The following is a 25051-nucleotide window of genomic DNA, read 5'->3' as shown; positions in this document are numbered from 1 at the left end:
AATAGCATAAGAAAGATGGAAAATAGGGTTGTGATTACCGGAATGGGAATTTATTCTTGCATCGGAACTTCTTTAGAAGAGGTGAAAGAGTCCCTATATCAAGGCAAATCAGGGATCGTTCTGGAAAAGGAAAGAAAGGAATTCGGATACAGATCAGGGTTAACAGGACAAGTTCCTAAACCGGACCTTAAAGGTCTTCTGAACAGAAGACAGCGTGTAAGCATGGGAGAAGAAAGTGAATATGCTTATCTTGCTACAGTAGACGCCTTAAAACAGGCTCAGGTCAGCGATAGTTTTCTTGAAGATCATGAAGTAGGTATTTTGTATGGGAACGATAGCGTATCTCAGGCTGTAGTGGAAGCGATTGATATTGCCAGGGAAAAGAAGGATACTACATTGATGGGATCAGGTGCCATTTTCAAGTCTATGAACTCTACGGTGACCATGAACCTATCTACGATTTTTAAACTCAAAGGAATTAACCTTACCATCAGCGCAGCTTGTGCAAGCGGATCACATTCTCTGGGGCTTGCTTATCTGATGATCAAAAGCGGTCTGCAAGACATGATTGTTTGCGGCGGAGCTCAGGAGACCAATAAATACTCAATGGCCAGTTTTGATGGGCTGGGTGTTTTCTCTGTAAAGGAAGACGAACCTGAAAAGGCATCAAGACCTTTCGATTCTGCACGTGACGGATTGATCCCGAGTGGAGGAGCGGCGACCTTAATCGTCGAAAGCCTTGAATCTGCCCAAAGGAGGGGAGTTCCTGTTTTAGGCGAGATTATAGGATATGGTTTTTCTTCAAACGGGGGACATATTTCTACTCCTAATGTAGATGGTCCTGCTTTAGCAATGGACAGAGCTCTAAACCAATCTGGATTAAGTGCTAAAGATATAGACTATATCAATGCACACGCTACATCTACTCCGATAGGAGATGCTAATGAAGCACGTGCGATCTACGAGATTTTTGGCAGCGAAGTTCCGGTAAGCTCTACAAAATCAATGACAGGACATGAATGTTGGATGGCGGGAGCCAGCGAAGTGATTTATTCGATGCTGATGATGGAGAATGGTTTTGTAGCTCCGAACATCAATCTTGAAAATCCCGATGAAGAGGCAAAAAGGATAAATTTGGTATCTAAAACAAAAAATCAAAAAATTGACGTATTTTTGTCGAATTCTTTTGGGTTTGGGGGAACCAATTCGGCATTAATTGTAAAAAAATTTGATTAAAAAAGATGGAAAGAGAAAAAATTGTTGCTATCGTTAATGATTTTTTAGTAAATGAATTTGAGGTAGATGGCGATGAGATAAACAAAGACGCTAACCTTAAAACAACTTTAGGTTTAGACAGTTTAGATTATATTGACATGGTTGTCATTATTGAGGCTAACTTCGGAGTGAAGTTAGGCGAAGCCGATTTTAAAAAGATGGTCACATTTGATGACTTCTACAACACTATTGAAAACAAAATAGCTAACAAAAACGCATAAACTATCGACTGAACTTTATTTTTTATTATAAAAATCAGGCAGATCAAAAATGAACAAGTGGAAAGGTAAGTCTAAAGGAACAATATCAGGATATAAGATATTTGTTTACTGTATTAGAAATATCGGCATCAGAAGTTCATATTTTGTGCTTTATTTTGTAGCAACCTATTACTTTCTGTTTCTAAGAAAGAGTAATCAGTATATCTTTTATTACTTCAACAAAAGATTAAAGTATAATTTCTGGAAGTCAAAAATCGCTGTATTTAAAAGTTACTTTACTTTTGGAAAGGTTCTTATCGATAAGACAGCCATATCGGTTGGCTTAAGGGATCGGTTTACCTACGAATTTGATGGGATCCAGAATCTTAAGGACCTTCTTAATGAAAAAAAAGGCGGCGTACTTATCAGTGCTCATATCGGAAATTTTGAAATCGCGGAACATTTTTTTGCAGATATTGATTTCGATTGCCAGATTAATTTAGTGACTACGGATCAGGAAGTTACAGCCATTAAAGAATATATGGACAGTATTGCTGTTAAAAAAAGCAATATCAAATTTATTTACGTTAAAGATGATATGTCCCATATTTTCGATATCAATACCGCCTTATCTAAAAATGAGTTGATTTGCTTTACAGGAGATCGCTACTTTGAAGGCTCTAAATTCCTGGAAACCGAATTGCTGGGGAAAAGTGCCAAGTTTCCGGCAGGCCCGTTTCTTATTGCTTCCAGGTTAGGAGTGCCTGTGGTGTACGTTTATGTTATGAAAGAAAAGAATCTCCATTACCATTTATATGCAAGGGTTGCACACGTAAAAAAACGGGACGCTCAGGGGTTATTAAACTCTTATGTCGAGAATCTGGAGAATATGATTAAAAAATATCCGCTGCAATGGTTCAATTATTTTGATTTCTGGGATGATATTAATTAATTTTCTATACTTTTAAGGCATAAAAACTAACAATAACTCCAACTGCTAAGATTTCTTTAGAAGTTTAGATCAATGAAGCTTACTGTATTTGTTTTTGTCCTTGCATAATCTTAATGCAAGGAAGAAGCAAAAATAAATACGTCCGCTTAATAATTTAACCTCTGAATTTCTTAGCTTTAAAGAAATGAGACGCTACTTTTGAAAAAAGAATATGACATACTTGTAATCGGCAGCGGTTTAGGAGGTCTTGTTTCGGCTTTGATTTTAGCGAAAGAAGGTCTTAAGGTATGTGTATTGGAGAAAAACAATCAGTACGGAGGTAATCTACAGACCTTTTCCCGTAATAAACTTATTTTCGATACCGGTGTTCATTATCTTGGAGGGCTTTCAAAAGGCCAGAACCTGAACCGTTTTTTTTCCTATCTGGAAATTATGGATGATCTGGAAATCCATCAAATGGATCTAAACGGATTTGATAAAATAACTTTTGACGGAGATGATACAGAATATCCTCATGCGCAGGGTTATGAGAACTTTGTTTTTCAATTATCCCGTTTCTTTCCTCATGAAAAAGAAAACCTTGAAAGATACTGTGAGGGAGTACAATACGTCTGTAATCATTTCCCCAGATATAATGTGGTTGGAAAAGATCATTACAATGAGGAGATCCTTCACCTCAATACCCGGAGATTCATAGAATCAATTACTTCTGATAAGAAGCTGCAGGCCATATTATTAGGGTCTAATTTTCTGTATGGCGGAGATTCTGAAAATACCCCGTTTTATGTGCATGCACTTACCGTTAATTCCTGTATTCAGAGTGCTTATAAATGTGTGAAAGGAGGAAGCCAGATCTCCAAGTTGCTCATCCGCAAATTACGGGAATATGGTGCAGATGTTCACAAGCATTCTGAAGTCTCTGAAATGATCTTTAATGAGGATGTTTTGGTAGCCGTAAGGACTAAAACGGGTAAGGAATATGCTGCTAAAAAGTTTATTTCCAACATGGAAATCCGTTCTACTCTAAAGCTGATCAACGAGAAAAGACTAAGAAAATCTTTTCTTAACAGGGTTTTAAGCTGGGAACCTATTTCTTCCTGCTTCAGTGTCTATATTGTTCTGAAGCCGGGAATTATATCCTATTTTAATCACAACATCTACCATTATTCTTGCAGTGAACAGGTTTGGAATGCTTATCAGTATAAGAATGAAACCTGGCCTGAGACGTATATGCTAAGCTCCACGCCATCGAAGCATCATCCTGAATTTGCAGAAAGTATGACAGCAATTACTTATATGGATTTTGATGAGGTGAAAAAATGGGAGAAAACAGTCAATACAGTAACGGATGAGCATGAAAGAGGGAAAGAATATGAAAAGTTCAAGCAGGAAAAAGCCAACAGGATGATTGATACGCTGGAAAAGAAAATTCCGGATCTCAGACAATCGATTAAACATATATACACCTCTTCACCGCTTTCTTATCGTGATTATATAGGAAGTTTTGAAGGAAATATGTACGGATATATAAAAAGTTCTGAAACCCCATTGAAAACAATGGTTTCACCAAGGACTAAAATTGATAATCTTTTTTTAACCGGACAGACTGTTAATATGCATGGTATTTTAGGCGTGACCATAGGTGCTTTTAATACCTGTGCCGAGATTTTAGGGAAAGGACTTATTGATGATCGTTTGAAAAAAATGGATACAAAGAGTGACAAAGAGAGTTAATTTCAGGTTTTCAATTCGGGATGATAGAAAGTGGAATGAGGGTTTTCAATCTTCCTTTTCTATCTTACGTATTGTTGATATCTGTAAGATAGTATGCTCGCTCTTATGCACTATTACGCTCGTCTCATGTGGTATCCAAAAATCCATACATCATCTTCCTGAAGTAAAACAATATGCTTTGGAAGTTCCCAAAGTTGAAAGGATTAACGATTCTACCTTTAGTTTTAATCAGAATTATTTAACGAAGAACCGGCAGCAGCTTTGGGAATTGTATATCAAGGGAAATCCTTTACAGCTGGGATACAATAATGGTGCATTGACGAAAGACCTGATGCAGAAGCAGGAAGCCATTTTTTTCTCTAAGGTAGAAGGATTTGTACCATCCAATTTTAAGCAAAAATTACTACGAGGATTTCTAAAATGGTATAACAGGAAGATGTACCTGAATGTAAGGGAAGATTATCAGGCTGAACTATACGGATTGTCCCGTTATTCCTCTGATCAGTACAACTTTATTGCTCCAAGGTATTTAAGAAGCCTATACCTTCATGGAGCTCATGATATTGGCCACGCCATGCAGGATCTTGCTTTGGTGGGATGCAGCTCCCTGGCAGTTTGGAATGATAATACGGAAGATGGAGACCTGCTGATTGGTAGAAATTTTGATTTTTATGTTGGAGACGATTTTGCAAAAAATAAGCTTGTAGAATTTATAGAACCTGAAGAAGGTATTCCCTATATGTCTGTCAGCTGGCCCGGAATGATCGGGGTGGTTTCCGGAATGAATAAAGAAGGAATCACGGTGACCATCAACGCAGGGAAATCCAAAATTCCCTTAACCGCAAAAACCCCAATATCTCTTGTAACCAGGGAGATTTTGCAGTATGCTAAAAATATTGACGAAGCCATTGCTATTGCTAAGAAAAGAAAGGTTTTCGTTTCAGAATCTATATTGGTAGGAAGCGCCAATGATAAAAATGCAGTGATAATTGAAGTTTCTCCCAACAACTTTGGAGTTTACCGGGTTCAGAATTCAAGTCGTATTGTTTGTACCAATCATTTTCAATCCGAGTCTTATAAAGATGATAAGAAAAACAGAAAACATATTCTGGAAAGCCATTCAGGATATCGATATGAAAAACTTCAGGAGCTTCTTCAGGAGAACAAAAAATTAAATCCTGAAAAGATGGCTTCGATTCTCAGGGACAGATCAGGTTTAAAAGGTGAAAAGATAGGATATGGAAATGAAAAAGCCCTTAACCAGCTGCTGGCTCATCATGCCGTTATATTTTCACCTCAGAAGAAATTAGTCTGGGTTTCTTCTAATCCTTATCAGTTGGGCGAATTTGTTTGTTATGATTTAAACAGGATATTTTCCGCAGATCGTTTGAAATCCGGAGAGTTTGCTGTTTCCAGCCTCAATATATCTAAAGATCCTTTCTTAGACTCCCGGGAATTTAAAAATTATGAAGAATACAAAAAGCTTCATAACAAGATAGATGATGCTTCAGAACGTACGGGAGAAATGCTGTCAGAAGATTGGATCCGGCATTATCAATCCTTAAACCCAGATTTCTGGCTTGTTTATTACCAGGCGGGGAAGTACTATCTCAGTAAGAAAGACTTTTATAAGGCAAAGGCAGCTTTCGAAAAAGCTCTGACGAAAGAAATCACAACTGTCCCGGACAAAAGGAAAGTTGAAAAATATCTGAGAAAATCCGATAGAAAATTGAATTAAGACTGTTCTATTTAAAACCTTCCCATTCCCTTTAATACTATTGAATATTTAGTGATCATATTTTATCTGATTTTTATTGGGGATAAAAATATATGTGTTTGTGGGATTGCTTGTATTCTCAGTTATTTTATTGAGTAATTTGTTTTATTTAGGGCAATTTGTTTTATTATTTTAATTAAAAATTACTTTTAAGTGAAAAATATTTTAAAACATTTGAATTTATTAATTATATTCGTTTGTTTAAAATTAATAAATGAATGAAGAAAATCTATTTTTTATTTCTTTTGTCCTTTCTTATTATGTACTCCTGTAAAGATGAGAGAATCGAAGGAATAGGCGTTGAAAATCCCCGTGTTAATTTCGATATTAATGCTATTCCCTATGCAAAATTATCTACTTATTCTTTTTTCACCGGCGAATTGAAGAACCTGGTTCCGGCACCCAAAGTAATACCTTATGAACCTGCCAGTTCGCTTTTTACAGATTATGCTTTAAAGAAAAGATTTATCTGGATGCCGAAAGGTACAAAAGCTACTTTTGATGGTGATAGCAAAACATTGGACTTTCCTGTTGGCACTGTATTGATAAAAAGTTTTTATTACAATACCATACAGCCCGGTAATACAACGAAAATTCTGGAAACGAGATTAATGATAAGAAAATCCAGTGGATGGATATTTGCCGAATATTTATGGAATGATAACCAGACAGAAGCCAACCTCGTATCCGGAAACGATTTTACCAGCGGAAGCTCCAAAAATATTACATTTAAAAAAGAAAATAATGAAATCCTGAATATTGACTACAGAATTCCATCGGAATCGGAATGTTATGCATGTCACAAATTAGACAATAAGCCTGTCCCTATTGGGGTAAAGCCCCAGAATTTAAATACAACATACAATTACCCTGGAGGAGTTAAAAATCAATTGCAAAAACTGGTTGACGAGGGTTACCTAGTCAGCTATCCTGCAAACATCGTTTCTACAGTGAATTATAAAGATACGAGTAAACCTGTGGATATCCGGTTACGATCCTATCTGGATATTAATTGTGCTCACTGCCATCAGCAGAATGCACGTTGTGATTATCGGGCTATCCGATTGAGCTTTAACCAGACTACAAACCTTACCAATATGGGAGTTTGTGTACTGGCAGATGAACCGATAGATGCCTCATTGGAAAGAATTATAACACCTGGAAATCATAACAAATCAGTGATGAGCTTCAGACTTTCTTCTGTAGATGAAAGTAAGAGAATGCCTTTGCTGGGGAGAACGATTGTGCATGATGAAGGGGTTGCCCTCTTAAATCAATGGATCAATTCTTTGAACCAAAACTGTCCCTAAAAACTAAACAACCTGAAGAAAACATGAGAAAAAATTTATCCCTTTTTATTTTGTTATTCAATATAACCTGGGGAATTGCACAATTAACGTGTGCTTCTGCATTGAATGTGGTGCTGGGAACAAATACAGCACCTGTAATTACCGGAACTGCAGCTACTACGGCATGTAATATCGGACTGCCTGGTACGGCCGGGTTATGGTACAAATATACCGCGACCCAGGATAGGAGTGTTACCGTCTCAACAGTCATTACAGGACAAAATGTTGATACCCGGGAGATTATATTTAAAGGCACCTGCGGAGCATTGACCTGTGTAACGGCGAATGATGATTTTTTAGGAAACGCTTCTCAGGTAACATTTACAGCACAGGCCGGCACAACATATTATATTGTTTTTGATAATAAGTGGTCCAGTTCAGGATTCAATTTCACGGTATCTGAAACGGCTCCGCTTGTCAACAGGGTGTCTTTTACCCCGCAGTCCGGTAATGTTTATGGTACTTATAATAATTGTGTAGTAGATATGAACGGGGATTATCTGGATGATATTGTATCGGTTTTGAGTAACACGCAGATTGCAATCTCCTACCAGCAGCCGGGAGGAACTTTTAATCCGGTTACCTATAACGTTCCCAACACCACAGTTACCCCTAGCTGGAGCATAGCAGCTGGAGACTATGACAATAACGGATTTAATGATCTGATATATGGTTCGGGAAATGGCATTTGTTTTTTAAAGGCCAATGCAGATGGAACAGGGTACACTTCTGACAGAAAACCCCAAACATTCCTGACACAGCGTACCAATTTTATAGATATTAATAAAGATGGAAAGCTTGATGCTTTTGTATGTGATGATAATGCGCCGAACCGGTTCTATTTGAATGATGGTACTAATATGAACCATAACCAGGGAGGATTGGGAGATTTTCCTTCAGGAGGTAATTATGGTTCTATCTGGATTGATTATGATAATGACGGAGATATGGATCTTTATATTGCAAAATGCAGTGGTGGAGGTTCAGGGCCAGGAGGAAACGTAGATGAGCTGCACCGGAATAATGGTGATGGAACGTTTACGAATGTGGCAGTGGCGGCTAATATGGCGAATCCTACACAGACATGGTCCTCTGCATGGGGGGATTTTAATAACGATGGCTGGATGGATGCTATCATAGGGATAAACTCTACCTCAAACGGGTTGAGCAGAGTCATGAAAAATAATGGTAACGGTACCTTTACTGATGTATCTGTAGGCTCCGGATATGATATTATAAGCAATCTAAGCAGGGAATATGTGGCCTATGATTTTGATAATGACGGATTTCTAGATGTATTGGGAGCTGGAAATACAATTATGTTTGGCAATGGAAACTTCCAATTCACTCCTAACCTTAATCCTTATAGTCTTGACTTTAACAAGCGTCCAATAGGTGATCTGAATAACGATGGTTTCCTGGACATTCAAAGTGGACAAACGATCATGATTAATGACGGAAATTCTAATCACTGGTTAAAAGTGACATTGAGGGGAACCCAGAGTAACAGAAATGGAATCGGGGCAAGAGTTGAGATTTACGGAGAATGGGGTAAACAGATTCGGGATGTGCAAAGTGGGGTAGGTTTTATGAATATGAATACTCTTAATGTTCATTTTGGAATCGGGCAAGCAACAACGATCGGAAAAGTGGTCGTAAAATGGCCTTCCGGATTGGTAGATGTTATTAGTAATGTTACCCCGGATACAACATTGCATGTTGTGGAAGGAACACATCTTGATGTGAAGGAAGTGCAAAATACACAAGAACTGCTGACAGTTTATCCTAATCCGAGTGCGGACCTTTTAAATTTCAAATCCAACGCCGATTTCGTTCCGGTGGAGGCCAGATTATTTGATGCAAGCGGTAGAATAGCTTTGCAGACAAAAGTTGAAAGAAATACAATATCGATTAAACAGCTGAACACAGGTACTTATATTCTTGTGTTATTAGATAAGAATGGCAAATTATATTCGCAGAAAGTAACTAAAAAATAGTACTACAATCAATTAATAACTTCAAACTGCAAAGTCGAAAGGCTATGCAGTTTTTTATTTAAAATACTATATTGCAGGCTCAAAATAATATTACATTATTCTGAGTATAAGTAAAAACGATTCAATGATTTCGAAGAAGATTAAAATCTTATTTAGTATTCCTTTTATTATTATTGTGTGCTACACTTGTTATTTAATAAGTGTATATGATTCCATTCCCGAGATTATCCCTATCCACGGATATGGGAAAAATACAGATGGATTTGGCAGCAAAATGTTTTTATTTTTTCCCATCATTCTTAACCTGATCCTGTTGTTGTTTATCTGGTGGATTATCAAAAGTCCTCATAAAATTAATTTTTCCTTTGAAATAAAAGAGGACGAGAAAGCCAGGACCTATGCAACAGCTCAAATGGTGTTGGTTATCGTTTCGATATTTATCACTGTTATATTAACCCTATTGTTATTTTCAGGGGTTGTATTTAAATAAATTAATTATTCAGGATTTACTTTATTAAGAAAAAGATAGACTGCAGCACCTGAAATAGCAGATGTTATACTTGCAAGGATCATACTGCCGATAACATATTGAAGGAGGTTATTCTTTACCAGATCGAAATTTAATTCCTGGTTAAAAACATTGCTTTCACCATGTACGAAAGGAGCACCGATAAATAAAGAGATTGCAATGATAAAAGGAATAAAGGGAGGTAAGCTTATATTGGATGCGACAAAAGCCAGCACCTTATTTAATTTAAATAATACTGATAAGGAAATAACAAGCAGTGTCTGAAATCCCCAAAAAGGTGACAGTCCGATAAATACACCTAATGCAACGGAAAAAGCTTTCGTTCTGTTACTGCCATCACTTTCAAGCACATCCTCTTTAATGAACTTTTTGAGACTTTTCTTACGGAAATTATTAATAAAATTTCTTGGAATAATGTAGAAAAGGGTAATCGTAACAAGAATGGTATTCAGGATACTTATCCGGGTAAAATCTTTAAATGGCCTGAAATGAGAAACCCTTTCTGCAGGGTCATATAGAACCTTAACAGGAACATTCTTTACAGGAATATGCCGCCATGCAGATCTTACAATAACTTCAATCTCAAACTCAAATTTTGGGGTAAAATATTTCTTGGGGATCTTTAGTAATGGATACAGACGGTAGCCAGATTGGGTATCTTCTAATTTAATACCAGTTTCAAACCAAAACCAGAAATTAGAAAACCTGTTTCCAAAGCTGCTTTTCTTAGGAATTCCGTCTTGAGACATATTTCGGTTACCGATGAGCAAAACATCTTCTTTTTCTTTGATAAGGGCTTCTGTAAAAACCGGTATGTCATCCGGGTAATGCTGGCCATCAGAATCTATTGTTATAGCATAATGAAATCCTGATTCTTTTGCTTTTCTGAAACCTGTTCTTAAGCCGTTTCCTTTACCTTTATTTTCCTGAAGTGTAATGACTGTAATTTGCGGATAGCCGTTCAGTATCTGAGCTGTGGAATCCGTGGATCCGTCATTGACCACAATAATGTTTGAAGTATATTCTAAAACACCATCAATAACTCTTGCCAGTGTTCTTTCATTGTTGTAGGTGGGAATTAAAATACAGATTTTCTTTTCGGAAATTGTATTTTGTACTTCAGGAAGGGTCATTGTTTTATTTTAATGAAGCTTTGTCTGCTGGAGTAAAAGTTTTAGACTGCGCTGCAAATCTCTGAATATAGCTTTTTAAAGCCTGATTCTGCTTGCTGTAATTGTTCAGAATGAATAATTTATCATCTTTTAAACTGGAATGGTATCCTACAATTTTAGGAATATTTTCCTGAACGCTCAGGCGGATCACTCTCAATTCAATATTGTTAGGATTATTTTTAATAATACTTTCAAGACTTGTTGCTCCTGTTTTTACAAAAGATTTTCTCTTTCCTTTTTCAGTGGTTACCTTGGCTTCCATAATTTGTGCAGCTGCTTTATAACCGGAAATAACGGGATCAGTTGAAGACTGTTTTTCCGCGATATTGATAAAGGACTGAGTATTGGCGTTCGATTGATTGGCTTTCGCATAGCTGTTTCTCAATGACTCCAGATCAGAGGACTGAAAGAAAAATGTAAATACGGCTACCAGCGATAAGATGAATTTCATAATTTCTATCTTTTATAATGTACAGACATCTTTAATGCAATAGTCTCGCCAAATAAAGTCGTGTTCTTTACTTTAATCTCATCTTCTCCTTCATTAATATCGAGCTGTACAGTAAGGTCGGGTGTTTCAAAAGGATTAATGATGGCCATAAACTTCACATTGGAAGCTGTTTTTAAGAACAACTTTGAACCGGTGATCTCTTCTGTAAGTTCTTTTACAATTTGCATCATGCACACTCCGGGCGTAACCGGATTTCCCGGGAAGTGTCCCTTAAAAATTTCGTGATCACTGTTTAATCTGATATGGGCAACGAAGCTTCCGTTTTCCGCTTTGTCGTACGATTTTAGAGTATAAAAGTCTGTAAGAATGGTTTGCATCTGTTACTCGGTTTCTGTTATTTGAACTAACTTTATATTGATCTTGAAATCTTTATGTTGAAGATTGATACTATCCGCGAATATATGTTTTTTTGCTTCAAAACTAAAATCGATTTTTGCTTTATTATTCCTTGTATACATGATCTGATGAAGCAAGCCGTCCTTTTTATCAAAAAACAGATAATACTTGTTGTGGTCTTCCTGAGAGACAAAAATCTTTGACTGATCATTTTCAAAACTTTCCTGTACCGGATAGGTCTGCTTCAGAAGATGTTGAAAATCATTCTTCAGGAAGTTTTTTACGATTTTCTTATCGAGATCAGGAATGATATAATTGATTTTGAAATCTTGATCTGAAATTTCAAAATCAATAAGCTTATTCCCAAAATCTGATGTCAATGCCACGCGATGTGTCGTTTCGTTGATCCTTTTTATGATAAGAATTCCACTCACGTGATTTTTATAAATATCGATCTGGCATTTATACACATAATCTTCTTTTGAAGAAAAATATAAGTTCTCAACAGATTTCTCAGTTCCTGGTGCAGGTTTTACATCATTAAGCTGATAGGTCTTACAGGATAAGAAAAACAGTAGAAGAGTACTATAAAGAAAACTCTGATGCAGAAATCGGGGCATTGATCTTTGTGTTTTTGAAAACTATATTCGTCGTATCTCCCGATGCTTCCAGCATATTGACCTGGGCAACGGTGGATTCATTTTTAGGAAAATATAACTCGATCTGTTTGATGTACTTCAGGAGCTGAGCAGATTTAGGAGTAAATTTTGCAATATTGTAAGCAGAGCTTTTGAAGTAGGTGACGATGAATTCGGGATCACTAAACATTTTTCCATTGGAGCTTCCTACAATAAGTTTGTTAATTTTTTCAAATGTTTTACTTTTTGCATCAACAGAGGATTTCTTCCCCTGATCATTGATAAAGATTTTATTTTCCTTAAAAACAATGCTGTATTGATAAGGCTTGGTGTATTTCCAGCTTAGCATATTGGGCGATTTAAGAGACATCTTACCATAGGTGACAATGTTCTTATCCAGGAAATCCATTTTTTTGGTTTGGGTAAAGTCGCTCTGCAACGTTTTGATTTGTTGTGTTTCAGATGATACCTTCATTACAAACGCCTTTGCCTCGTTTCCTGTCATTGCTGTGTTTTGAGCAAAAAAGAAACCTGAAACCAATAAAAATGCTCCGAAAGCAATATTTTTAATCATTTTTTATTTGATTTTATAATTGAATCAATAGTAAAAGCAGAATACTTTTTATTCTTCAAAAATAGCAATAAATCTACCAAAACACGATAGGTCTTTTCTGAAGTGTCATGGAGAAGCACAATGCTGCCGGGTTTTATTTTAGATGTAATCCTTTTGTAGATTTTCCTTTCATCTTCTATAACGGTGTCCAGCGATCGTACATTCCAGCCGATACTTATTTTTCCGCTTCTTTTAATTGCTTTAGCTATGGAAGGATTGGTCACTCCAAATGGAGGCCTGTATAATACGGTTGTGGTGTTTCCCACAGAGGCAATTATTTCATCACATTTTGTTATTTCATCAGTCATTTTTGCTGTCGGTAGAAAACCCGTTGAGTTAGAATGGGTATACGTATGGTTTCCAATGTTATGACCTTCGGCAATAATCCTTTTGAACGTATCAGGATATTTCTCAATTTGTTTTCCAATACAAAAAAATGTTGCTTTGATGTGATGTTCCTGAAGCAGATCTAAAAATTGAGGTGTAAACTCAGTCGGTCCGTCATCAAAAGTAAGGGCAACCTCTTTAACTTTTGTTTTTTTATGGGTAATGCTATTCACAAAATAGCCCAGCTTAATATCAAAGGAACCCCAAACCACAAATGCCGAAAAAAGCAAAAAGCAGAATACATATACCCAAAAGCTCCCGTGAAATGCATAAATAAATACATTACAGAATATATAAAACAGGATCATTGAATAATGCTTCATTGTATTGTTTTTTTGAATTTCCAATCTAAAATTTTTCATCCGGGGTTTGACACAGCAGAACGAAAAATCTAAAAAATTGAGAACATACCAGATGTTACCCGCTTACAATTTAACGATTTTGAAATGTAAAGATTAAAAATTCCGTCCTTTTATCCTATCATACCTTTTCTAACAATACCAAACTATGATCATTTCCTAAAAGATGATTATACAAAAGCACATTTTTAATCGCATTCTTTTTTATAGAATTGATCATCATGATCTCCGGGATTTGTTGATTTTTCAGAATATGACATGCCATAAATGTTGAAAAACCACTTGCCGTATTGTATTCTCCGCTTAAATGTTTATAATATAGCAATGCTGATTCAGGAAACAGGTTCATTGCTGTTTTATAATACGTATCCGATTCCTGATCGCCACTGAATCCTAAAATTACGGCATCAATATCGGTAAGAGAAAGATTATTCTTCACGAGAAAAGCTTCAATAAATCTTTCGGTTTCCTGCTGTTCAAGTTTATTGGTTATTTGAATGTCCCTGATCTGGGCATAAGAATTTTCCGCCTTATTTTTTCCAATGACAAAAAAGCTTGAACCTTCACCCCATAGTACACCTTTTGTTGTTGATGTTAAAAAATCAACAGGAAAATGTTCGGTTTTTTTAATGATGTGGCGGAGTTGGTAAAGTTCCATTGTTCTTTCGGTCTGTTCATCCGTACAGCCAACAAGTATATTTTCAGCCTCATCATCGGTAAGCTGAAGTTTGGCATCTAGTAGGGAAAACTCTAGAGCTGAAGAAGTATTGACATAAGTAAAATTATAAGCGTGGCATTGTAGAGCCAAAGCAATCTGGCCGGCTACGGTATTGTGCGTCGACTGAATAAAATAGGTTGGAGTTAAAAACTCCTCCTGATTGTCGATTACATTTTTTAAGAATTTTTCAGAATCCTGAGAACAGCCCATTCCGGTTCCTACAATAATGGCATCCGGTTTTTCTATTCCAGCTTCTTTCAAGGCATAGTGAGATGCGACCGAGCTCATTTTTACCGTTTTAGACATCCTCCTGATCATTGCTGCGGGAATGAATTCTTTATATGCCGGTTCTATTGCCTTTACAATTGGTATAGAGTTTTCAGGTTTGAACTGACCAAAAAAATCTTCAGCTAATGTATCCTGTACCGAAATACATGAAGCTCCATTGATATACACTGAACTCATGGCTTAGAGAAAATTAGTGTTGAACAATTTCCTCCGAATCCGAATGAGTTGGATAAGACATGGTTGATATTTTTTTTCCTAAGTTCAGTAACCGGAACCAGGTTGAATTCTTCCATAGGAGTTTTAAAATTCAAATTCGGAAATATAATGCCGTGCTGAATGGCTAAAATGGAATAAACTGCTTCTATTCCTGCCGCAGCGGCTAATGTATGTCCTGTAAAAGCTTTGGTGGAGCTGAATTCGGGAACATTTCCTTCTCCGAAAATACGGATCATTGCAATTCCTTCCGACAGGTCATTATTGGGAGTGGCTGTTCCATGAACATTGATGTAGTTAATTTCCTCTTTGTTGATTCCGGAAACCTTTAATGCCTGCTGCATCGCAAGATAGGCACCTTGTCCGTTTTCAGACGACGCGGTTTGATGATGGGCATCATTTGCATTTCCATAACCTGAAAGATAGGCAAGAACCTTTTTATTCTCTTTTTTTACAACTTCATCAGACTCCAGCACCAGAAAAGCTGCTGCTTCACCTAGATTCAATCCTTTTCTGTTCTGGTCGAAAGGAGTATTATAAGAATCAGTAAGAATCATTAGGGTATTAAACCCATTGAGTGTAAATTTGGATAAAGAATCTGTTCCGCCTACGATCACACGATCCAGCACCCCATTTTTAATAAGCTTAGCTCCCATCATGATCGCATTCGCTGCCGATGAGCATGCGGTACTTATTGTTGATACCATTCCTTTTAAGCCCAGATAATCTGCAATGGCTAAAGAGGAGTTTCCTGCATCATGAGCATCAATATATTTTTGCTTTTCAGGAAAGTCTTCATAGTTGTAGAAATACTTTTCAGTAATATCCATTCCTCCGACACTAGTCGAGGAAATCAGGCCTGTTCTGAAGGCATTGATATCGGAAATTCCTGCATTTTCTACAGCTTCTTTTGCAGCAATCATTCCCAATAAAGAGGTTCTTGTAACATTGTTGTCTTCATTCAGCTGAAGGTGTTGTACAAGTTCTTCATTAGACTGTTTTATTTCACCTGTTTTAATATATCCTGCATGGCGGGTTTCAAACATTTGGATGTCCGAAATGCCATGCCGGCCTGTTGTCAGCGAAATAAAATTTTCTTCCACGTTGTTGCCAACGGAAGAAATGATGCCCATTCCTGTTATGGCAATTTTATGACCCATTAATTATTTTGTTCTGTTTTCTTCGATGAATTTTGCCATCGTATCGATAGATTGAAAAATTTCTTTTCCTTTCTTTGGATCAGCTAATTTTATTCCATAATCCTTATCCAGAAGAACAATCAGTTCTAACGCATCAATAGAGTCTAATCCTAAACCACCACCAAATAACGGGTCTGTGTCTTTGATTTCCTCAACAGCTACATCTTCAAGGTTAAGAACTTCTATAATTTTGTGTTTTAATTCTAATTTTAAATCTTCCATAATTATTATTTTAAGGTAACCCTATAACAATGTGCCAGATTACCAATGATATTTTATAATGCGAGCAAATATACAAAAGCTTTATAACTTTCCTGATATAGTTCCACCCAGCCACACAATACATTTTCTGCTTTTCCCGACTTCAGTAATTGCTGGGCATAATTGTTTAAAAAATTTTCATCAAATTCGTCTAAAATGAAAAAAGCATTTTCAGTCTGCATTTTATGTCGGATGCTTATTTCTCCTACACAAATGTTAGGCAATGTATACACAAAGACCGCAGGGCTGGGAAAATAATTCTCGTTGGAATTGATGCTTTCCTGATATTTAAAGTCCGTATCCAGGCTTGATGATTTATTGGCAAAAACCAAAGCGGTTTTGCTGTTATCCTGATCTTTCAGAAGCATTTCTGCGGCTAAAAAAGCAAGTTTGCTTAGCGGATCCATTTTATGGAACTTAGGATAATTAAGATCAAGGTTCTTGTAGGCTTCTTTAGCAAACTCCTGAAATGTTGTTTCCTTATTTGAGAAGACCATATTCCCGTTCATGGTAATTGTAGAGTTTTCTATAGTGCAAACAGCTGTTTTCTTCATCTTATCCGGTTTAACATTTTTCTAAAACAATTGCAGCATTACATCCTCCAAAACCTGAAGCGGTTTTTAAAATATATTTAATTTCTGAGTGTTGCTGTTCTTTTATAATATGCAGAGGTTGGGAGACACCCATCTCTTTAAAGTTTTTGGAGGGAAGAAGGGTATTGTGTAAAGCGCTTTCCATTGAAATGATACTTTCTAATAATCCCGATGCACCAAGACAATGTCCGTAAAACCCCTTCATACTATTCAAAGGGACATGTTGAAGCTCCATTCTGTTAAAAGCAACAGCTTCCATTTCATCATTATACAGGGTTGCTGTTCCGTGTGCAGAGATAAAATCAATATCAGTGGCAGCTACTTTAGCCTCTGTCATGGCATTCCTGATACTTTTATACAGTCCGTCTCCTGTTCTTGAAGGACCTGAAATATGGTTAGCGTCATTAATAGCAGAATCTCCGAGAATTTTAAACCTAAACTGATCAGGAGAAATTGCCCAGGAAGTTATATATACCGCTGCCGCAGCCTCTCCGATATTGATCCCGTTTCGATTTTTGTCATAAGGCTGGCAAGGTTCTTTTGCCAGAGCCTGAAAAGAGTTAAAACCGGAGATAACAAACTCCGTGATTTCATCACCTGCAATGACAAAAGCATCTTTATAATTTCCCGATTGAATCAGGTTTTTAGCTACGCCAATAGCCATCACTCCTGAAACACAGGCGTTAGAAACAACAATGGGCTTTGATTTAAATCCAAAAAAATCAGCGATCTTTTGTGCCAAGACAGAAAGAAATGCCCCCTCTGGTAAAGAAGATTGATTCTTTAGTAAGCTCACATTTCCCTTTGTGGTAGATAATATAAAAGCTGTTTCTGTAGTAATGTCGTGCCTTTCTATTAAAGGTTTTAAGCACAACAGGAACATTTTTTCCAATCGGGTGAAATTCTGGTCGGGAAAATGACTGTTGAATTCCGCATTTAATTTTTCCGTATCCACCATTGAAGCATATACTGCTTCCTGGTTCTCTAAAATTGGATGCTGGGCAACTCCGGACTGGTTTTGCAACAGAGCATGCCAATTGTCATTGAGGTTCATACCCAGCGGAGTGACGCAGTTATAATCAGTTATGTAGATCTCCTTCATCATGACAATTTCATTTTATCTTTCCATTTCTGAAAGAAGTCGGGATTATAGAGGCATAAATTTCCGTCATTATCTAAAAATACCTGAATGGTCTCGCCTTTGCAAACCAGTTTATTATCCTGATTGAATATTTCATAAGTAAAGATCAGTTTTGCCGCAACCGAATTCACAAAAGTAGTTTCTATCCTGAAGATTTCTCCGTATTTTAAGGGAAGAAAATGCTCGCAGGTGCTTTTTACAATAGGAGTAAGGTAACCGGCATTCTGGATGTCGAGATACGAAAGTCCGTGCTCCCTTCCAAAAGCTTCCCTTCCGTCTTCAAAATAGACAATATAATGACCATGCCAGACAATTCCCAAAGGATCTGTTTCATTGAATCTTACTCTGACTTGTTCAGAAAAGGTAATATTTTTTTCTTTAGACTGCATTTTTTTTCCTTTCGTAAAAAATAGAAATTGTGACCATAGCGATATAAAATAAAAATAATAAAATAAGCTCTTTCGCTATATCGGTGATTCCACTGTTTCTTAAAATAATATCGTAATATGCATTAAGTCCCCAGTTCATGGGTGAGAACTTGGCCATATGCTGCATAAATTCAGGCATCAGGAACACGGGAACCCAGATTCCACCAATAGCAGCCAATACAACAACAGATGTTGCGCCAAAAGGCGCAGACTGTTCCTGAGTATCTGCAATGGTTCCCAATAAAACCCCAAACCCAATAGCGGCAAGCCCGGCAAATAAAGTAACCACAATAAGGTGGAACATTTTTCCCGACACATCGAAAGCCGGAAGATTCATGTATGGGAAAAGGTATATACCTACAGCAACCATCAGTAAAAACTGAATCATACAAATGATCAGATAAGTACATGTTTTACCGAGAATATGAATATAATAAGGTGTTGGACTCACTCTGGCTCTAACACTGGTGCCCTGGCTTTTTTCTTTAACCAGATTGATGGAAAGAGGGACTACAATGAAAAAGATAGCAAATAATGTCCATGCAGGAACGTTATGCTGAACAGAATTCGGGATTATCTCCACATTGCCTTTCGATGGAGTGATCTCTTTAAAGCTGATGAGATTCTTGTTTTCCTCCAGGTTTTCTGTTGTTCCGAGCTGATTCTGGAAAGCTTTGTAAATTTTTTTATTTTCAATCTCAAAGATCATTTTATTCACAGAATTCATCACGGAGTTTTTGAAGCCTGCATTGGTTGCAGGATCAAAATATAAATGAATATCTTTTGTCTTTGGAGCTGTTTTTTTTACAGCTGCGGAGTCAGTTTCCAGTCCGAAAGAACTTACGATCGTCTGAACTTTGGATTCTATATTTGAATTCAGGTTTTTGGTTAAGTCTTCAGGAATGACAATGGCCATCTGATATTCGCCCGAAAAAACGGCGTCCCGGGCGGACTTTTCGTTGTAATGGGTCAGAAGCTGAAATGTCTTGCTGTTTTCCAGTTCCTTTTTTATATTTTGAGAAACGTCAGACTTGTCTTTATCGATAAAAATGATTGGTATTTTGGATCCTTCCAGATTTTTAAAAGTCGAATCCTGAATCAATGTGATAGTAACGATAAGCAGCAAAGGCATCACAAAAATAATAACGATCCCTCCGATATCCCTTTTTAATAAAAGGATTTCTTTAATAAAACTTCTCCACAATTTATACAACAACATCTCTTAGTTCTTTTCCGGTTAATGAAATGAAAACGTCTTCCAGATTTTCGGCGGAAGCTATCTGTGCAACAAGCTCCTCCGGGGTCCCTGTAGCATGGATCTTCCCTCTGTCGATAATGGCAATTTTTGTACAAAATTCCTCGGCTTCTGAAAGATGGTGGGAGGTATAAATAATACAGGTTCCGTTTTTATTGAGTTCCTGAAGGAAATCAATGATCACTTTTTTGGATTGTACATCTACTCCTACGGTAGGCTCATCCAGGAAAAGGACTTTAGGATTGTGAAGTGTTCCTGCAATAAGATTACAACGACGTTTCATACCTCCTGAAAATTGTTCTACCTTTTTATTGGCAAATTTTGATAATCCCATAATTTCGAGGGATTCATCAATGCTTTTATGAAGTGCTTTATGCTTGAGCCCATATAAGCTTCCAAAGAATAACAAATTCTCTTTTGCAGTAAGGGTAGGATAAAGAGCATATTCCTGAGGAACTATTCCAATGATCTGCTTTATTTTAAAACTGTTTTTCTGTGGTGAAAGACCATTAATGGTAAACTGGCCGGAAGTGGGCTTGATCAGTCCCGAAAGCATGGAAATGAGGGTCGTTTTTCCCGCACCGTTTGGCCCAAGAATTCCATAGATTTCGTTTTTGTCGATATTTAAAGAAATATCATTGACAGAAAACTCATCAGAGTTCTTGTATTTTTTATAAAGATTTTTAATTTCAATAATATGCTCTGCCATATCAGATTGCTTTTCTTAGTTTTTTATAGAAAGCTTCTTCCAGATCTGCTATATGAAGCATTGATTTCGAAAGTTCCTGATAAATATTGCTTTTTGAATTCCTGTTTTTATAAACGCGGGCAATATCCACAGCAAAGTCTCTCCATAGATCACCTATGGCTGTAATTTCTTTTGACAACTCCCTTAATTGATCATTCTTAAGAATTTCTGCTGCTTCTTGTAAAAAAGCTCCGTAAATAAATCTGAATCCGCCACCACCGGTTCCTATTTCTTCCTGCATTCTTATTAATTGCCCCAAATAATGGTTGGTCACTTTCGTTCCTTTTTTCTCGGCCCATTTGGGAATACTTTTCGCGACCCATCTCATGGCTTTTACTCCTATGAGAGGCACGGGAGCAAGCATATTTTTACAGGTGTCTTTAATCCCTTTTTTTATGGCTTCTTCCAAATGGATGTTTTCCGGGATATAAACGGGATAATACATATGTCCTTTTGGTGGTAATGCTCCCTTTGCATATCTTACTTTTTCGAGTTCAGCTTCAGATAATGTGGTTACGTAATCCATTACAGGATCACTGATCAGAAACCTTCCGTCTTCCTTTCCGTAAACGACAAGATTATGCGCATTAAAATGAAATTTATATTCTTCCGGGAAATACGTAAGGTTAAAAACCCCGACCTGAAGTCCTGTAGGGATATTGTTCTCTAAGTTTTTTTCTAATGCTACCTGGGCATCTTTAGGATTTGAGAATTTTTGTCTTTTAATTTTAATACCCAATCTTTTTGCTGCTTTGCTGAAAATAGCACCTGGCATCGGACGATAGCTAAAGCCCGGTGCAAAGTTTACTTTTAGGAAAGGCAGATACACAAAAAATAACCCCGAACCTATTCCGAAAATCATAGGTTCGCTTAATTTTATACCTTTATAGAGTAATAAATTAGAGGCAACACCGTTTTCGCAATGAGCGGTTTGGTGGTGTTCAAAATTCAATTTCATCCTTATATTTTTTTATTTCAGGGAAGATAGAATCAGTATCAATTATGTACTTTATCTTATTATCTTCCATTGAAATTTTTTAATTCTTCTACTGTGATTCCGAATGCATCAGCATATTTTTTCAGCACAGTATCGCTTAGTGTTCTAAATACTTTTGGTTTGGTATGTCTTTTTATCCGCCACTGCCACATTCCGACATATGCAGAAAGGACAGCCATATCCATTTTATTTAATTCCATGAAATAAATGATCGGACTTACGATCTGAGCAGCAACGTTTTGCCGGGCTTCTTCTATCCTCTCATTAATAAGAGCCATGGATTCGTCAAGGGCAAGCTTTTTGGCTTCCCAGCCAATACTGTTTGCTGTTGTATAATTGTCATTTTCATCGGTAACATATACCACTTCGGTCATGTTCGCTGATTTCAGATTACTTTCGTCCTGTGGAAGATCCTGCTTTTTCATAGTCTGTTTTTTATTATGATAGTTTTTGAATAAACAGATTGATTTCAGCTCTTATCAATAATTCATTATTATTAAAAGTTTCGCAGAAGATATTGCATATATTCTCATATTTGGAAATAAGCGATGCCTTCGAAATGATCGTATCACCCACTTTCGGTAATGAAAAGACTTCGATTTTTTTAATATTGGTAATGAATCCGATCACTTTTGTTTCTATTTCGGGTCCTTCAAAAAAACTCTGGCCTACAATAGAGGAGCATGTTTGTGCGGAATTTTCGATTAACCCTGCTTCTACAAGTTCATTGTTATGAACAAAAATATTATCTGCTGTTATCAGAAAGGAAGTAATCACATTTTCTTCTGTTAATTCCAAAATATAATCTACCATCAGCATCGGTTCCCGATGAGGTAAAAAGTTATGGATATTGATGATATTGTCTTCCTTAATTTTCATTACTATTATTTTACAACAGTTTTCATTTGAGAGCTTGCGATAGTTAGTCCGTTCAGTTTCGTAATACAGTTAACTAATGTAACTCCCATTACTTCGTTGAGGATTGCCACTTCTGTTTTTAGCTCATCTCCAAGTTTGGGTAAAGATTCCGCGTCAAAAGATTTGATGGCTCCTATATAACCCGTTGGAGCTTCTTTACCTAAAAGGTAATACTTATAGCCTGTATGCAAAGCTACGCTTTGAGCCTGATGTTCGATCAATCCCGATGCCTGGAATATTCCATCCTGCAAGAAGATATTGTCTTCTTTTATCGTAAAACCCGAGACCAAATGATTCTCAGAGTATTCAGTTAATTCATTCACCATGACAAAAGGAAACCTCTGTGGAATTAAACTTTCCACAAAACTTTTATCAGATGTTGGCAGATTGATTTCCATTAGCAAACCGTTAATAATGCACAGGAGTAAGCAAACCTTCCACTTTCAGGAACACAAAGAAGTACTTTTTCTCCCTTTTTCAGTTTTCCTGAATTCATCAGTTCTTCTAAAGCAATGAAAATAGAGCCAGCTCCAATATTTCCTACTTCGGAAAGGTTATAATACCATTTTTCCCATGGGAAATCCATTCCTTTTTTGGCAAATTCTTCCTTAAGCCCATTTTTAAAGTAACCGGATGAAATATGTGCCAGGACGTGATCTATTTTTTCAGGGTCTAGCTGGTGCTTGTCGAAAGAAGCTCTTAAACTTTCTGCCCCTTTTACTAATATATATTGATCCAGAAGCTTTGTATCCTGCTTTAATGCAAAAAGAGACTGCTTCAGCCATTCATCAGATGGATAATCTGCCCATGATTTTAAGCTTCCGTCTTCTTGTTTTTCACAGCCGGAATACATACAAGCTTCAATTTCATGTGCATAAGAATAAAAATCGATGAATTCTACTTTTAAAGAAATGCTGTTTTCCCTTGGTTTGTTTTCTAATAATAAAGCACCTGCACCATCGGAAAGCATCCATCTTAAAAATTCTCTTTTAAAAGCAATGATTGGTCTTTCTTCCAGTAGTTTCAGGTTTTCTGCTTCGTGATTGAATTTATCTGCTGTCATCCAGGCCGAAAATCTCTCAGAACCTACACAAACCGCATTATCACGTACACCGGCTTTTACAGAAAGAAAACCATAATTAAAGGCATTCATTCCTGAATTACAAAGTCCCGTTGAGGTATTGATTTCTATAGATTTTCCCACATTCAGCTCTCCATGAACCATCGAAGCATGAGAAGGCTGAATCTGATCTGCAGAAGTAGTTCCACAAGATAATAACTGAATATCATCTTTCGTGAAATTTTCATCAAACAACCCTTCTACAGCTCTTGCTGTGATCTGAGCATTGGTATGGGTAGGTTGGCTGTTTTTATCTAAAGCGTAATATCTTGTTTTAATCTGATTATTTCTTAAGATCAAAGCTCTTGCTTTAGAGGGGGTGTCATTGACCAAGCCAAGATAGCTTTCCATCTCATCATTAGAAACCGGATCATTGGGTAAGTATGTTGAAGCTTTGGTTATAAATACGTCGTTCATCTCTTATTTTAAATTTATTCCTTGTAAATATTTTTTTTCTTTCATTCTTTTAGATCTCAAAAGAGGTGCCAACAATATGTGAAAAACTAAAACAATAGGAGAAATAATCCATATCGCTGCCATCAAATATACCTTAAAGAATTTGATAAGCATTGGTCGCTTTTCTTTTTTCCTGATAATAAGGTTAGACCATACAGTAAAGATTTTGTTTCCTACTTTTTCCACCCTTACTAAAAAAGGTCTGATTTCTACAGCTCCGTTCTTTACTAGTTCAGGTTGCAGATTATCATAGTGGTTATTATCGAAATGCCTTTTGATGATGTTACCGTATTTTCCGGCTCCGGCAATCTCTTCATCGGAAATTCCTGCTGCCGGAAGCATTCCCGATTTTTCTTTTTTTCCAGTTGTCAACCAGCGCAAAATAGTCAATACACTGGTATAATTATCATGTCTGTCTACCAATGCAATGTTTCCGACCAGTTTTGCATTTAAGTTTTTTAAATATACCTTAAGTTTTTCCTGCGAAAGCATCCACATATTTCGGGTTCCTGAAACAGTAACAACAGGAGTGTCTTTTAAAATGTTTTCCGCATAACCGCTTTTTAAGAAAGAGATAATTGGAATTGAGGGAGTTAAATACCAAACCTGGTACCCGAAAATAATAAGATCGAATTTCTTATTCAATACTTCTTCGGGCGGAGGAAGGATTTCTCTTGGGATTTGTAAATAAGACTCCGGGAATGTATTGAAAAAAACATCACCTGGCCATGGAAAAGGGAAGTCTTCCTTAAGCTTAATGCTATAATAGGTGACATTATATTCGTCCTTTTTATCCTCAAAAGGCTGGGCAATATTCTTTACAATATCCTCTAATTGGCCCGTTTGTGTATAGTATAAGACAAGTATGTTCTTCTGCATGGAAATTT

The 25051-nt window shown here is 36.7% G+C and carries 28 protein-coding genes; 8 read left to right on the top strand and 20 right to left on the bottom strand.

All coding sequences use genetic code 11. The annotated features are described in order from the left end of the window. Positions 1-15 precede the first annotated feature (15 nt). From ACNFU2_RS12535 to ACNFU2_RS12500, 8 genes are all read left to right on the top strand, one after another. On the top strand, positions 16-1236 hold the full coding sequence (locus tag ACNFU2_RS12535) for a beta-ketoacyl-[acyl-carrier-protein] synthase family protein (protein WP_418121927.1): 1221 nt from the start codon (positions 16-18) through the stop codon (positions 1234-1236). Positions 1237-1241: 5 nt separating this feature from the next. Next, on the top strand, positions 1242-1496 hold the full coding sequence (locus ACNFU2_RS12530; RefSeq protein ID WP_172281149.1) for an acyl carrier protein: 255 nt from the start codon (positions 1242-1244) through the stop codon (positions 1494-1496). A gap of 49 nt (positions 1497-1545) precedes the next feature. Next, positions 1546-2427, top strand: a complete 882-nt coding sequence (locus tag ACNFU2_RS12525) for a lipid A biosynthesis acyltransferase (RefSeq protein ID WP_273649927.1) — start codon at positions 1546-1548, stop codon at positions 2425-2427. Between the two features lie 198 nt (positions 2428-2625). After that, a complete protein-coding gene (locus ACNFU2_RS12520; RefSeq protein ID WP_418121924.1) occupies positions 2626-4161 on the top strand; it encodes a phytoene desaturase family protein in 1536 nt (511 codons plus the stop codon). Between the two features lie 70 nt (positions 4162-4231). After that, the gene (locus ACNFU2_RS12515) at positions 4232-5899 is read left to right on the top strand and encodes a C45 family autoproteolytic acyltransferase/hydolase (RefSeq protein ID WP_273651066.1); all 1668 of its coding nucleotides are present in this window, start codon (positions 4232-4234) and stop codon (positions 5897-5899) included. 257 nt (positions 5900-6156) lie between these two features. Then, the gene (locus ACNFU2_RS12510; protein WP_306612956.1) at positions 6157-7248 is read left to right on the top strand and encodes a hypothetical protein; all 1092 of its coding nucleotides are present in this window, start codon (positions 6157-6159) and stop codon (positions 7246-7248) included. Positions 7249-7271: 23 nt separating this feature from the next. Further along, positions 7272-9284, top strand: a complete 2013-nt coding sequence (locus ACNFU2_RS12505) for an FG-GAP-like repeat-containing protein (protein WP_273649921.1) — start codon at positions 7272-7274, stop codon at positions 9282-9284. 124 nt (positions 9285-9408) lie between these two features. Then, positions 9409-9774 carry a hypothetical protein gene (locus ACNFU2_RS12500; protein WP_273649919.1) on the top strand — a complete coding sequence of 122 codons (366 nt, stop codon included), beginning with the start codon at positions 9409-9411 and terminating at the stop codon, positions 9772-9774. A 5-nt stretch (positions 9775-9779) separates the two neighbouring features. On the opposite strand, the gene ACNFU2_RS12495 is transcribed toward ACNFU2_RS12500, so the two are convergent. The 20 genes from ACNFU2_RS12495 to ACNFU2_RS12400 all read right to left on the bottom strand — a co-directional run bounded on the left by ACNFU2_RS12495 (position 9780) and on the right by ACNFU2_RS12400 (position 25043). After that, complete coding sequence (locus ACNFU2_RS12495; RefSeq protein WP_273649917.1) at positions 9780-10946, bottom strand: DUF2062 domain-containing protein; 1167 nt, start codon at positions 10944-10946, stop codon at positions 9780-9782. Between the two features lie 4 nt (positions 10947-10950). Next, positions 10951-11436 carry a hypothetical protein gene (locus ACNFU2_RS12490; RefSeq protein WP_273649915.1) on the bottom strand — a complete coding sequence of 162 codons (486 nt, stop codon included), beginning with the start codon at positions 11434-11436 and terminating at the stop codon, positions 10951-10953. 5 nt (positions 11437-11441) lie between these two features. Continuing rightward, positions 11442-11813 (bottom strand): 3-hydroxyacyl-ACP dehydratase, encoded by a 372-nt coding sequence (locus ACNFU2_RS12485; protein ID WP_172281131.1) that lies wholly within the window; start codon positions 11811-11813, stop codon positions 11442-11444. A gap of 3 nt (positions 11814-11816) precedes the next feature. Continuing rightward, positions 11817-12452, bottom strand: a complete 636-nt coding sequence (locus ACNFU2_RS12480) for a hypothetical protein (protein ID WP_273649912.1) — start codon at positions 12450-12452, stop codon at positions 11817-11819. Further along, the gene (locus ACNFU2_RS12475; protein WP_273649910.1) at positions 12418-13044 is read right to left on the bottom strand and encodes a LolA family protein; all 627 of its coding nucleotides are present in this window, start codon (positions 13042-13044) and stop codon (positions 12418-12420) included. Before ACNFU2_RS12475 ends, ACNFU2_RS12480 begins: the two co-directional genes overlap by 35 nt. Further along, positions 13041-13793: a polysaccharide deacetylase family protein gene (locus ACNFU2_RS12470; protein WP_273649909.1), complete on the bottom strand. Its 753-nt coding sequence runs from the start codon at positions 13791-13793 to the stop codon at positions 13041-13043. The genes ACNFU2_RS12475 and ACNFU2_RS12470 overlap by 4 nt, the downstream gene beginning before the upstream one ends. Positions 13794-13950: 157 nt before the next feature. Next, complete coding sequence (locus tag ACNFU2_RS12465; RefSeq protein ID WP_273649907.1) at positions 13951-15012, bottom strand: beta-ketoacyl synthase chain length factor; 1062 nt, start codon at positions 15010-15012, stop codon at positions 13951-13953. Beyond that, entirely contained in the window at positions 15009-16208 is a 1200-nt protein-coding gene (locus tag ACNFU2_RS12460) for a beta-ketoacyl-[acyl-carrier-protein] synthase family protein (RefSeq protein ID WP_273649905.1), read from the bottom strand. Before ACNFU2_RS12460 ends, ACNFU2_RS12465 begins: the two co-directional genes overlap by 4 nt. 3 nt (positions 16209-16211) lie before the next feature. Continuing rightward, positions 16212-16469, bottom strand: coding sequence for a phosphopantetheine-binding protein (locus ACNFU2_RS12455; protein ID WP_172281119.1), 258 nt, complete (start codon positions 16467-16469; stop codon positions 16212-16214). Between the two features lie 53 nt (positions 16470-16522). After that, the gene (locus ACNFU2_RS12450) at positions 16523-17062 is read right to left on the bottom strand and encodes a 3-oxoacyl-ACP synthase (RefSeq protein WP_273649903.1); all 540 of its coding nucleotides are present in this window, start codon (positions 17060-17062) and stop codon (positions 16523-16525) included. Positions 17063-17072: 10 nt separating this feature from the next. Further along, positions 17073-18206 (bottom strand): beta-ketoacyl synthase N-terminal-like domain-containing protein, encoded by a 1134-nt coding sequence (locus ACNFU2_RS12445; RefSeq protein WP_273649901.1) that lies wholly within the window; start codon positions 18204-18206, stop codon positions 17073-17075. Further along, positions 18203-18631, bottom strand: a complete 429-nt coding sequence (locus ACNFU2_RS12440; protein WP_273649899.1) for an acyl-CoA thioesterase — start codon at positions 18629-18631, stop codon at positions 18203-18205. Before ACNFU2_RS12440 ends, ACNFU2_RS12445 begins: the two co-directional genes overlap by 4 nt. Beyond that, complete coding sequence (locus ACNFU2_RS12435) at positions 18621-19889, bottom strand: ABC transporter permease (protein WP_273649897.1); 1269 nt, start codon at positions 19887-19889, stop codon at positions 18621-18623. Before ACNFU2_RS12435 ends, ACNFU2_RS12440 begins: the two co-directional genes overlap by 11 nt. After that, the gene (locus ACNFU2_RS12430) at positions 19876-20634 is read right to left on the bottom strand and encodes an ABC transporter ATP-binding protein (RefSeq protein WP_172281109.1); all 759 of its coding nucleotides are present in this window, start codon (positions 20632-20634) and stop codon (positions 19876-19878) included. The genes ACNFU2_RS12435 and ACNFU2_RS12430 overlap by 14 nt, the downstream gene beginning before the upstream one ends. A gap of 1 nt (position 20635) precedes the next feature. Then, entirely contained in the window at positions 20636-21631 is a 996-nt protein-coding gene (locus tag ACNFU2_RS12425; RefSeq protein ID WP_172281107.1) for a BtrH N-terminal domain-containing protein, read from the bottom strand. 59 nt (positions 21632-21690) lie between these two features. Continuing rightward, positions 21691-22095: a hypothetical protein gene (locus tag ACNFU2_RS12420; RefSeq protein WP_273649894.1), complete on the bottom strand. Its 405-nt coding sequence runs from the start codon at positions 22093-22095 to the stop codon at positions 21691-21693. A gap of 13 nt (positions 22096-22108) precedes the next feature. Continuing rightward, on the bottom strand, positions 22109-22549 hold the full coding sequence (locus ACNFU2_RS12415) for an ABC transporter permease (RefSeq protein WP_273649892.1): 441 nt from the start codon (positions 22547-22549) through the stop codon (positions 22109-22111). A gap of 5 nt (positions 22550-22554) precedes the next feature. Then, a complete protein-coding gene (locus ACNFU2_RS12410) occupies positions 22555-22986 on the bottom strand; it encodes a hypothetical protein (protein WP_172281101.1) in 432 nt (143 codons plus the stop codon). Next, positions 22986-24125 (bottom strand): beta-ketoacyl-ACP synthase III, encoded by a 1140-nt coding sequence (locus ACNFU2_RS12405; RefSeq protein WP_172281099.1) that lies wholly within the window; start codon positions 24123-24125, stop codon positions 22986-22988. The genes ACNFU2_RS12410 and ACNFU2_RS12405 overlap by 1 nt, the downstream gene beginning before the upstream one ends. A gap of 3 nt (positions 24126-24128) precedes the next feature. Then, complete coding sequence (locus ACNFU2_RS12400) at positions 24129-25043, bottom strand: dialkylrecorsinol condensing enzyme DarA (protein WP_172281097.1); 915 nt, start codon at positions 25041-25043, stop codon at positions 24129-24131. Between the last annotated feature and the right edge of the window lie 8 nt (positions 25044-25051).

The sequence above is a fragment of the Chryseobacterium sp. PTM-20240506 genome (assembly GCF_048296755.1).
Classification (GTDB): Bacteria; Bacteroidota; Bacteroidia; order Flavobacteriales; family Weeksellaceae; genus Chryseobacterium; species Chryseobacterium proteolyticum.
The sequence above is the reverse complement of the archived record's forward strand: the minus strand, read 5'-3'. Positions and strand labels throughout refer to the sequence as shown.